The 11,167-nt window shown below is 64.9% G+C and carries 10 protein-coding genes; 2 read left to right on the forward strand and 8 right to left on the reverse strand.

Annotation, left to right across the window (positions count from 1 at the left end; all coding sequences use genetic code 11):
- Positions 1–66: 66 nt before the first annotated feature.
- Positions 67–1,194: a Na+/H+ antiporter NhaA gene (nhaA, locus tag J4O76_RS00895; protein WP_426279757.1), complete on the reverse strand. Its 1,128-nt coding sequence runs from the start codon at positions 1,192–1,194 to the stop codon at positions 67–69.
- Complete coding sequence (locus J4O76_RS00900) at positions 1,191–2,591, reverse strand: FAD/NAD(P)-binding protein (RefSeq protein ID WP_426280386.1); 1,401 nt, start codon at positions 2,589–2,591, stop codon at positions 1,191–1,193. The genes nhaA and J4O76_RS00900 overlap by 4 nt, the downstream gene beginning before the upstream one ends.
- Before the next feature lie 289 nt (positions 2,592–2,880).
- On the opposite strand from J4O76_RS00900, the gene J4O76_RS00905 reads away from it, so the two are divergent.
- Positions 2,881–5,175, forward strand: a complete 2,295-nt coding sequence (locus tag J4O76_RS00905) for a TIM-barrel domain-containing protein (RefSeq protein ID WP_426279759.1) — start codon at positions 2,881–2,883, stop codon at positions 5,173–5,175.
- A gap of 64 nt (positions 5,176–5,239) precedes the next feature.
- On the opposite strand, the gene J4O76_RS00910 is transcribed toward J4O76_RS00905, so the two are convergent.
- From J4O76_RS00910 to J4O76_RS00920, 3 genes are read right to left on the reverse strand one after another with little or no spacing between them, the layout of a single operon-like run.
- Positions 5,240–5,623, reverse strand: a complete 384-nt coding sequence (locus J4O76_RS00910) for a winged helix DNA-binding protein (protein ID WP_426279761.1) — start codon at positions 5,621–5,623, stop codon at positions 5,240–5,242.
- A 37-nt stretch (positions 5,624–5,660) separates the two neighbouring features.
- On the reverse strand, positions 5,661–6,119 hold the full coding sequence (locus J4O76_RS00915) for a hypothetical protein (protein WP_426279763.1): 459 nt from the start codon (positions 6,117–6,119) through the stop codon (positions 5,661–5,663).
- Between the two features lie 31 nt (positions 6,120–6,150).
- Positions 6,151–7,143: a sigma factor-like helix-turn-helix DNA-binding protein gene (locus J4O76_RS00920; protein WP_426279765.1), complete on the reverse strand. Its 993-nt coding sequence runs from the start codon at positions 7,141–7,143 to the stop codon at positions 6,151–6,153.
- Between the two features lie 145 nt (positions 7,144–7,288).
- Here J4O76_RS00920 and J4O76_RS00925 point away from each other — a divergent pair, with 145 nt between their 5' ends.
- On the forward strand, positions 7,289–8,161 hold the full coding sequence (locus J4O76_RS00925) for an alpha/beta hydrolase (protein ID WP_426279766.1): 873 nt from the start codon (positions 7,289–7,291) through the stop codon (positions 8,159–8,161).
- Between the two features lie 4 nt (positions 8,162–8,165).
- Here J4O76_RS00925 and J4O76_RS00930 read toward each other — a convergent pair whose 3' ends face one another.
- The 3 genes from J4O76_RS00930 to groES all read right to left on the reverse strand — a co-directional run bounded on the left by J4O76_RS00930 (position 8,166) and on the right by groES (position 10,923).
- A complete protein-coding gene (locus tag J4O76_RS00930) occupies positions 8,166–8,720 on the reverse strand; it encodes a Uma2 family endonuclease (protein ID WP_426279768.1) in 555 nt (184 codons plus the stop codon).
- 205 nt (positions 8,721–8,925) lie between these two features.
- Complete coding sequence (groL, locus tag J4O76_RS00935) at positions 8,926–10,569, reverse strand: chaperonin GroEL (protein WP_056052034.1); 1,644 nt, start codon at positions 10,567–10,569, stop codon at positions 8,926–8,928.
- 66 nt (positions 10,570–10,635) lie between these two features.
- Complete coding sequence (gene groES / locus J4O76_RS00940) at positions 10,636–10,923, reverse strand: co-chaperone GroES (protein ID WP_056052039.1); 288 nt, start codon at positions 10,921–10,923, stop codon at positions 10,636–10,638.
- Positions 10,924–11,167: the final 244 nt, after the last annotated feature.

Here is an 11,167-nt window from a genome sequence, read left to right on the forward strand (position 1 = left end):
CTAGCGACGTAGCAATTCGAGATCGATTGCCGGGGCGAAGCATATGTTTCACGTAGTATTGTCGAATTATTGTGCGGTGCGGCGAAGGATCAGCCAGCCAGCGACGCCCGACAGGATCGAGCCCGCGAACACCCCGACCTTTACCGCGTCCATCGCGTGCGGCGCGCCGGCGAAGGCGAGCCCGCCGATGAACAGGCTCATCGTGAAGCCGATCCCGCACAACACCGCCATGCCGTAGACCTGTGTCCAGCTCGCGTTCTTGGGCGCCTCGGCCAGCCGGAACGTCACGAGACCGCGGATCGTCGCGAAGATGCCGATCTGCTTGCCGAGGAACAGCCCCAGCATGATCCCGACCGGCAGCGGCGCGATCACGTCCGCCGCCACCATCCCGCCGAACGCGATGCCCGCATTGGCGAACCCGAACGCCGGCACGATCAGGAAACTCGACCAGGGCTGGAGCGCGTGTTCGAGACGCTTCAGCGGCGGCTCGCCGTCCCCGGTCCGCAGCGGGATCGTCAACGCGATCGCCACACCCGCGAGCGTCGCATGGACACCCGACAGCAAGACACCATACCAAATCCCGACGCCGATCAGCAGGTACAGCACCAGCGACCGCACGCCCGACAGGTTCAGAATGACGAGCACGCCGAGCCCGGCGCCTGCCGCAAGCAACGGCAACAGCGCTATATGGCCGGTGTAGAACAGCGCGATGACGAGGATCGCGAGCAGGTCGTCGATCACCGCGATCGCCGTCAACAACACTTTCAAAGAGGTCGGGACGCGCGATCCGAGCAGGGCAAGGATGCCGAGCGCGAACGCGATGTCGGTCGCCGCCGGGATAGCCCAGCCGCGCAGATTGTCGGGCGTTCCCATATTGACGAGCACATAGAGGGCCGCCGGCACCGCCATGCCCGCGAGCGCCGCCGCACCGGGCATGATGCGCTCGCCCCAGGTCGAGAGATGCCCCGAGACGAACTCGCTCTTCACCTCCAACCCGATCAGCAGGAAGAACAGCGCCATCGCGCCGTCGTCGATCCAGTGGTGGACGCTCATCCCGCCGACTGCGTGGTGCAGTGTCGCGAAGTACGTTGGCGCGAGCGGTGAATTTGCGACGAACAGTGCCGCTATCGCCGCCGCGAGCAGCACGATGGCGCCCGCCGCATCACTCGAGAAAAAGCGCCGGATCGCGGTCAAAGACCTTCGCCGCCGACCCATTGCGCGTTGGACAGGCGGCGCGCGAGATCCCAGCTCTGGACGCGGATATCGGGCACCGCGACCACCTCCCACAGCCCGCCGCGAGTCATCGGCCCGATGCAGTGGATCCGGTCATCGGGGGTCCCGTCGGCGCGGATCGCGCGCGACTGGGCATCGACGTCGACGCCGAGCCTGAGCGGGTCGGGCCGGATCGCACCCGCTCCGAGCAGGTGCTTCACGAGCGGCTCCTCCGAGCGCAGCAGGTCGCCCTGCGGCCCCGTGCAATTGACGATCCGCGCCGCGCGCGTGACGACCGGATCAGTCTCGCCCCGTGGTCGCCACGTCAACCTTGCCTGCGTACCGTCAGCTTCGGCGGACACGATCTTACCCGCCGCGAAGGTCAGCCGCCCGGTCGCAACGAGCGCCTCGACACGGTCCGCAACGGCCGGTGCGAGTCGGTGGCGGTGGACGTCCCAATACGGGCGTAGATGGCGAAGGAAGCGTCCGCGCACCTCCTGCGACGCTGCCGACCACAGCATCTGCGTGACCGGACGAAGCTCGTCGACGGCGCAGCGCCAGCCCTCTTCGGCGGCACGTGCACGAACATGGCGGACGAGGTCAGTCAGCCCGCCCTGGGGTTTGTCTGAGACACCGCGGTGCGCCGGCGCGCCATCGACATGCCGCCGTGGCGACAATCCGCGTCGCGACATCGCCAGGATGTTTCCGGCGAACCCCTGCGCATCGAGCAGCAACGCCGCGTCGATCGCGGTCAGCCCTGTTCCGACCAGCACGACGGTATCGTCCGCGCCCAGCCCCTCGGCGAGATTGGCCGCCCACGGGTCCGCGTAATAGACACCAGCCGGCAGCGCGTCCGGCTTCAACCCCGGCGGCGTGTGCGGGGGCAGGTTACCGAGCGCGAGCACCGCGGTATCGGCGGCGATCTTGCGCCCGTCCGCCATCGTCAGCGTCACGCCGTCGCCTTCGCCTTCGACCGGATCGATCGCGCAGACCTCACCCTCGACATGCACCAGCCGGCCGTCCGACTCCGCGATCGCGGCGTCGAGCAGTTCGCGCAGATACGCGCCATACGTCGTGCGCGGGACGAAGGTCTTGCGGTCGCCCTTGCCGTGCGCCTCCAGCCAGCGGACAAAGTGGTCGGGATCGTCGGGCAGCGCGCTCATGTTCCCCGCGCGGACGTTGAGCAGGTGATCGGGATGCGCCGCACTATACGCGACACCGCGCGCAAGCTGCCGGTCTCGCCTCTCGATCAACGTCACGCGCGGCCCCTCGTGGCGCATCAGATTGACTGCGAACAGCGCGCCCGAAAACCCGCCCCCGACGACGACGACATGATCCTCGGGCCCCGCAATACGCGGCATCGTCGCTCGGTCGTCCATCTGCTCGCTCACCTCGTTAGACGCAGACGCCATGCCTGATCGGCAGCGACTAGCCTACCCCCGAGCGACATCGCCACTTCCGAACCCGTCACATTGCCCCCTGTCCGTTCGCGCATCCCGAGCCGATTTACGACCACGTGATATCTGGCATTCCGACTGCAAGCCGAGCATGCTTGCGGGTGAACACGGCGCCAGCGCGGCCTGAGCTTACGGAAGATACGATACTATGCCGACCCTCCCTTGTGCCGCGCGCCTCCTGTTGATTGGCACGTGCCTGACGTCGGCAATCATGACGCATGCAAAGGCCGATCCGCTCGCGACGCTCGACCGCAACGGAAGCCTCGTCGCGATCGAACCCTATGCGCCGAACATCGTCCGCGTGACGATCTCGCTCGACCGCGCGCTTGCCGATGCGCCACCAGGCGAAGGCCCCAACACCAAGGCGGACGCGACCGGCTGGACGCACCGCACCGACGCAAGCGGCGACGTGTTCGCCTCCAGCGCGATGGCGCTGACCGTCAAGGCACAGCCCTGGCCCAAGGCGCCGTCGCAGATGGAACGGTACTTCGCGCCGTCGTTGCCGCCCGTATCGATCGCCGTGCGCAAGCCCGATGGATCGACGATCGCCGAGATGACCGGCTGGGAGATGTCGCCGCAGACCGTCAACGGCGAGAAGACGTTCCGCGTCGGCGCGAGCTTCGCGGTGCAGCCGAACGAGCATTATTACGGCCTCGGCCAGAACCAGGAAGGCGTGCTCGATCTCAAGGGGCGGACGATCGATTGCCGCCACAACTACGACGCGCCTGCGGGCGAAACGGTGTGCGTGCCGTTCATGGTCACCAACAAGGGCTACGGCATCGTCTGGGACAACCCATCGGCGACCACCGTCTCCCCCGGCCTGTCGAACTCGACGCACTGGCAGTCGAACGTCGGCGAGCGCGTGTCGTTCTTCGTCATCACCGGCAACACCACCGACGAATTGTACGCCGGTTATGCCAAGCTGACCGGCGCGACGCCGCTGCCGCCAAAGGCCGCATTCGGGCTGATCCAGTCCAAGGCACGCTACGAGACGCAGGCCGAACTGCTCGGTGTCGCCAACGGCTACCGGAAGCGCGGCCTTCCGCTCGACGTGATGGTGCTCGACTGGTTCTACTGGACGCGAATGGGCCAACTCGACATCGACCGCACCTATTTCCCCGATCCCAAGGGCATGAACGCCACGCTGAAGAACATGGGGATGCATTCGATCATCAGCGTGTGGCCGCGGTTCGAGAAGGAATCGCGCTATTTCAATTTCCTGGGCACCAAGGGGTGGCTGCTGAAGGACAAGGACGGCGGCGTGGTGGACGGCCTGCCTATCCGTTCGGACCGCGCCGGCGCGCTGCTCGATTCGACCAACCCGGATGCGCGCGGCTGGTTCTGGGACCGGATCCGCGACAATATCGCGAGCCAGGGCTTCGACTGGTTTTGGCTCGACGAGACCGAGCCGGATCTCGTGCCGGACGGCAATTTCTTCTCGATCGGGTCGGGCGACCGGTATCACAATCTCTATCCGCTGGTGCACACCAACAGCGTCGCGGAAGGGTCCGCGCGCGACCGGCCCGACTTCCGCAACCTGATCCTCGCGCGAGCCGCCTATCTTGGGACGCAGCGGAACGGCGCGCTGTTCTGGTCGTCGGACGTGCAGGCGAACTGGGAAACGCTGCACCGCCAAGTTCCCGCGGGGCTCGGCTTTACCGCGACCGGCATGGCCTATTGGAGCAGCGACACCGGCGGATGGCAGTACCCGAACGGGCCGAAGGCGGAGCATGCGCCGTTGCTCGATCCGGCGGGTGCGACCGCGATGTCACCGAGCTACAGCGACTATCCCGAACTGTTCACGCGCTGGTTCGCGTATAACAGCTTCACGCCGACGCTGCGCATTCACGGCCAGCGTCCGGCGACGGCGATCTGGGATTATGGTGCGGCGGCCGAACCGGTGCTCGCGAGCTTCCTGAAGCTGCGATATGCGCTGATCCCGTATCTCTATTCGCTCGGCTATCAGACCTACAGGACGGGCGCGCCGTTCATGCGCGCGCTGTTCATGGACTTCCCGAACGACCCCGCCGTCGCGACGATCGGCGACGAATATATGTTCGGTCCGGCCTTCCTGGTCGCACCGGTCACGCAACAAGGCGCCACAAACCGCAAGGTCTACCTCCCGGACGGGTCGGAATGGTATGATTATTGGACCGATCAGCGGTATGCCGGTGGTCAGACGATCGTGGCCGCAGCGCCGATCGACCGCATCCCGCTGTTCGTCCGCGCGGGTTCCATCGTGCCGATGGGCGTGCAGGTGCCGAGCACTGCGACGAAGCAGGCGCTCGAGACGATCAAGGTCTATCCCGGCCGTGACGCGAGCTTCACGCTGTACGACGATGACGGCGTGACCAATGGTTACAAGAAGGGCAGCGGATCTAGCGCTGCTCTTCGTTGGAACGATGCGGCGAAGACATTGACCGCGTCCGGTCCCCTGCCGACCCGCCAAGCGGTCAATCCGCTGGTGAAGATCGTGACGCCGCACCAGCCAGCGGCGGCACGCTAGGGCCCGGCGAAGGGCAGGTTCCGGCTGTTTAAAGGCGACCTGCCCTTCGCGTTCTCCTGCCCGGCTACGCGTCGATCAGGCGACTCAGCAGGTTCGCCATGCGCAATCTACCAAGTGCGGTGAGTTGGACATGCGATCGGCGGCCGTCGCGGGCATCGCGAATGCGTTCGACCAGATCCGCTTCCTGCAACATCGTCAGATAGCGTAGCGCGGTGGCCGACGGCGCGCGTGCGCCGATGCAGACCGCCGAGACGCTCAGCCGGCGCTGCTCGTGTTCCGAGATGAACAGGTCGAGCAGGATGTCCCAGGCAGGTTCCGAGAACAGTGCATCGCCGAGCATCGCATCCCGGACCTTGCGGAGTTCGTACAGCCGCCGGGCCATATCGACCAGAACGGTATCCGATACGGCGAACGGCGTCGCGCGCTTGGCGATATTGATTGGCGCCATGGCAAGTGCGTAAGTCATAAACGTCTTCCGAATTCGCTTATCGGATCGTGCGGTCCTGACGGCTCCAGTCGAGATCCCAGCCCTGGGCCTGGATCCGCCGCGAATGCCTGACCGTCCCGATCACGAGAAGCAGAACGATGGGATAACTCCAGACGGCAGAGAGGACGGCGTAGACGAGCCGGATGACGTCGGGGCTGATCGCCTTGGCCAGATGAGCCCCCGTCCCCAATGCGTGGAGCGCGGTGACCCAGGCTGGCCAGAAGCGATCGGCATGCAACGTGATCACCATCATCACGACGAGCAGGATCAGGTCGACGACCATGACACCGACCTCCGTCCCGGCGAACAATACCGGGATGTCGCGCTGGATGACGCTGGTGGAAAGCGCCGCCAGCAACAGGGCCAGGCCCGTCAACCGCTCCGGTGCCCCGCCCCGCAGGAGCGCATAGCCGGATGCGGTCAACTGTATCGCGTAGAACACCCAGACCCGATCCAACTCTTACCTCCGCAGGACCGTAGTCGGTCGTTCAGGCGACCGCGGCCAGATGGACCGGGGCGTCGAAGTCGGTTGCAAGCCGCAGCGCGCCTTCGTTCGGCGGGCATTCCGCGGTATCGCCGTAGCCGTAGAACTGGCCGAGACCGATCTCGGTACGGACGTCGACCAGCGAACGGTGCGCTTCGATGAAGCGCTGCCGGACGGCGACCATCTCGAACGACGCCTGCGAGACCATCTGCAATGCAGCGGCGCCCGTGCCGAGCGGCAGGTTCGCAGCGACGCGTTGCTGCATCAGTGTCGCCATGCACGAGGCGGTGAGCATCGCGGCCTTGTCGACCGCGGCCTCTGCCTCGAGAAAGTCATTGGCTACCCTGTCGGCAGCGCGGCGGCGTTCTCTCAACATCGAAATTCCTCCCCTGGGCACCGACGTTGCGGTGCCGTGCTCAGGAGCGTTCTGCTCTCGGTTCGATCGTAACAGCGTCGTCAACGTCATCGCCATATTGACCACCGCCATCGACGTGACAGCGATCAGTCCCATGAGTGCAAGCAGTCGAAATATCCTGTCGCCGATCGAAAACCGATTGCGCGCGCCCCCCGTCGATCCGCTGCCACCGGACAACCCGAGGAAGCGGCGAACAAACCCCCGCGGCTCGCTCTGATCACTGCTTGCAGACTTGGAGGGGCCGGGGGGAACGTCGAGTGGTTCGGATGGTAGCCGTTCGTATGCGGCGGCCGGGTCGGAAGGTAATACTGGCTCGGCACGGGCGTCGGGGTAGGAGGGAAGGCGGTCGCGAACGAGCAGGGCGTCGTCGGCCCCACCGCGCTCGTGCTCCTGCAGGCGACGCGCCGCCTCGAACCGCGTCCCGACGCCGAGGATCTGGATCGCACGCTCGATCCGCTTGTCGATCGCTGACGGCGACACGCCGACGATCAGCGCGATCTCCTTCGAATTATGATGGGTTAGTACGAGCCGGAGACAGGCGCGTTGGGCTTCGGTCAACTGATCGATGCGTCCTGCGGTCATTGCGCGATGGTAGCGCGAACCCATGGCGGTTGCACCTTCCGCGTGAGAGCGGAAGAAACTGAATTACAAACCTCTGAATTGGAAAGAATTTCTGGAGCCCAATCGACGGGCAGATCTTAGTATCGCCGCAAATAGAGAGGGTGCGATGATCGATGCTGCGGCAAACGCCAGGCTGGGCCTGCGCGTGGAGGAAAGGCAACGCCTGAGGCGGGGCGGATTTTCCCTGATTGCGGCGGCGATACTGTTCACGATGCTCGCCGGTTGCGTCAATCCGGTTGGCCGTTCGCTGTACCAGCCTGCCCCGCTCGCAACGACGCCGACATGGACCGGACGGACGCCAAGGCTGGTCGAAGCAATCGCGGCTGACGGAGTTCATTTGCACGGCTTGTTCTGGCCGCCGGAAACACCGGGCGGCGCGGTGCTGATCTATGTCCCAGGACGTGCGGGCAATCGCGACATCGCGGCGAAGGCAGCACAGGCCTTCGCGCGTGACGGCCGAGGCGTCCTCGTCGCGTCGTATCGAGGCTATGGCGACAATCCGGGCGTTCCGGACGAACGCGGACTGTACCAGGATGGCCGCGCGTTCGTGGATTTGGCGCAACGGCTCGTGCCAGACGGCAAGCACTTCCTGTTTGGCGACGGACTCGGCGCCGCAGTGGCGTTGCACGTGGCCGCGGATCTATCGGCCGGAGCGGGCGTCGACGGAGTCGTGACGCTCGGCGCGTTCGACTCTTTCGCGCGGTTCGTGCCTGGCCTGGAGCGTGGCCTATATGCAGCGGCGTTCGACAATGTTGCGGCTATTCGTCGCGTGACGGTGCCGGTGCTGCTGATGCACGGTCGCAAGGACGAGGTCGTGCCGTTCGCCGCGGCGGATCGGTTGCGCGCGGCGGCTGGTGGCAAGGCGTTGGTCGTGCCGATCGACGGTGAGGCGTATCACAGCTTCGACTTGAGCCACATCGCGCCAGTGGTGTGGCGTGCGCTGGACCAGATTGCCACGGACGGGGCAGCGACCAAGTAGCGAGTCAGTCTCGGGCGAAGATTTCGGCGTGGGGGATCGTAAGGCCGAGCGAGGGAATGACGAGGTCCAGCGAAGTCGAGAACAACGTCTCGATCCAGCCGCCCTCGATCCGCTGGTGAACCGACAGCGCCTCGGCATCGACGTCGACGAAGGCGAGCGTGTCGACGGAATCGATCGCGCGGTATTCGTCTCTCTTGACGGTCAGATCGAAGTGTCGGGTCGAGGGGGATAGTATCTCGATTATGACGCGAGGATCGGACAGGGTCAGATCGTCGGGCCGGTCGCCGGGCGCGCCACAGTCGATGGTGAGATCGGGGTAGCGCACCGATCGATCCTGCGTCCGGACTGCCATGTCGGAGCCGTAGGGTGTGCAGCCCGAGCCGCGCAGGGCAGAACGGACGAACGCCGTCAGGTTCACCTGTACGCGTGAATGATCGCGTGTGCCGCCGGCCATCATGCGGATGACGCCGTTGTCGAGTTCGGCCTTCATGTCGGCGCCGAAATCGATCTGGAGGAATTCCTCGGCTGTCAGCAGCCGGTAGTGCGGGTCGCTCGCCATGACGGGGGACATACGCTGGTTGGGTAGACAAACAAAGGGCCGGGGATTGCTCCCCGGCCCTTTGCTTTGGTCGGTGTGTTTGGCTTGGAACCGAGCAGCGGCAAAGCCGCTGCTTTCGTCGGACGGGATCGGTGGCTTGCGCCGCCGACCCGCCGGCCGTCCTCGAGCGAGTCCGTAGCCAGGGTGGCTACGGCCGCCCTGCGGATCAGAAGTCCATGCCGCCCATGCCGCCCATGCCGCCGCCGCCCATGGGCATGGCGGGCTTGTCTTCGGCCATTTCGCTCACGGCCGCTTCGGTCGTGATCAGGAGGCCTGCGACCGATGCTGCGTTCTGCAGCGCGGTGCGGACGACCTTGGTCGGATCGATCACGCCGGCTTCCACCAGGTTCTCGTACGTGTCGGTCGCGGCGTTGAAGCCGATGTTCGAGTCGTTGCCGTCGAGCAGCTTGCCCGAAACCACCGCACCGTCATGACCCGCATTCTGCGCGATCTGGCGAACCAGAGCCGTCAGCGACTTGCGGACGATATCGATACCGCGGGTCTGGTCGTCGTTCGCACCCTCGAGGCCATCAAGCGCCTTGGTTGCGTACAGCAGAGCCGTACCGCCGCCGGGGACGATGCCTTCTTCAACGGCTGCGCGGGTTGCGTGCAGCGCGTCGTCGACGCGGTCCTTGCGCTCCTTGACCTCAACCTCGGACGAGCCACCGACCTTGATCACGGCAACGCCGCCGGCAAGCTTGGCGAGACGCTCCTGGAGCTTCTCCTTGTCGTAGTCGCTGGTCGTGTTCTCGATCTGCTGGCGGATCGCTTCGGTGCGGCCCTTGATCGTGTCGTGATCGCCGGCACCGTCGACGATGACGGTGTTGTCCTTATCGATCGTGACGCGCTTGGCGGTGCCGAGCATGCCGAGCGTGACGGTCTCGAGCTTGATGCCGAGGTCTTCCGAGATCATCTCGCCCTTGGTCAGGATCGCGATGTCCTCGAGCATCGCCTTGCGACGATCGCCGAAGCCCGGTGCCTTGACCGCTGCGACCTTCAGGCCGCCGCGCAGCTTGTTGACGACGAGCGTGGCCAGAGCCTCACCCTCGATGTCTTCTGCGATGATCAGGAGCGGACGACCCGACTGGACGACGGCTTCCAGGATCGGGAGCATCGCCTGCAGGTTCGACAGCTTCTTCTCGTGAATCAGGATGTAGGGATCCTGAAGCTCGACGGTCATCTTCTCGGGGTTCGTGATGAAGTACGGCGACAGATAGCCGCGGTCGAACTGCATGCCCTCGACGACGTCGAGCTCGAATTCGAGACCCTTCGCTTCCTCGACGGTGATCACGCCTTCCTTGCCGACCTTCTCCATGGCTTCGGCGATCTTCTCGCCGACTTCACGGTCGCCGTTTGCCGAGATGATGCCGACCTGCGCCACTTCCTTCGAACCCGAAACCGGCTTCGAACGCGCCTTGACGTCCTCGACGACCTTGATGACGGCGAGATCGATGCCGCGCTTCAGATCCATAGGGTTCATGCCCGCTGCGACCGACTTCATGCCCTCGCGAACGATGGCCTGCGCCAGAACCGTCGCGGTGGTCGTGCCGTCACCGGCGATGTCGTTGGTCTTCGAGGCCACTTCGCGCAGCATCTGCGCACCCATGTTCTCGAACTTGTCCTTGAGCTCGATCTCCTTGGCGACGGTGACGCCGTCCTTGGTGATGCGCGGTGCGCCGAAGCTCTTGTCGATGACGACGTTGCGGCCCTTGGGGCCCAAGGTCACCTTGACTGCGTCGGCGAGGATATCGACGCCGCGGAGGATGCGCTCACGCGCGTCACGACCGAATTTTACGTCTTTGGAAGCCATGCTAGCTGCCCTTTCGTATAAGTTGAAAAGTCACGATTAGGTTACACCAAGGTAACCCGGCAGAAGTCAGCCGACGATCCCGAGGATGTCAGATTCCTTCATGATCAGAAGGTCTTCGCCGTCGACCTTGACCTCGGTGCCCGACCATTTGCCGAACAGGATCTTGTCGCCGGTCTTGACGTCGAGCGGGGTGATCGTGCCGTTCTCGGCGCGAGTGCCGGTGCCGATGGCGACGACTTCGCCTTCCTGCGGCTTTTCCTTGGCGGTGTCGGGGATGATGATGCCGCCAGCCGTCTTCTCTTCGGCTTCGAGGCGCTTCACCAGCACGCGATCATGCAACGGACGAAAGTTCATGGGGTCCATGTCCTTTTGGATTGTGACAGATTTCTGGCACTCGAGGTTATCGAGTGCCAACGGACGGCATATGTGCCTCGGGGTGCGGCATGTCAAAGGTTCCGGGGGTGAAATTTTTTCGGGCGAGCGTGGTATTCGGGCATCGTGGCTGAGGAGCATTGAACGACAGCACTGCCGTTCTCCTGCGAACGCAGGAGCCCAGGGTGGCGGAGGGCGGTGCCTGGTATCCTGGGCTCCTGCGTTC

This window comes from Sphingomonas sp. NFX23 (genome assembly GCF_049887795.1).
In the GTDB taxonomy this organism is placed as follows: domain Bacteria; phylum Pseudomonadota; class Alphaproteobacteria; order Sphingomonadales; family Sphingomonadaceae; genus Sphingomonas.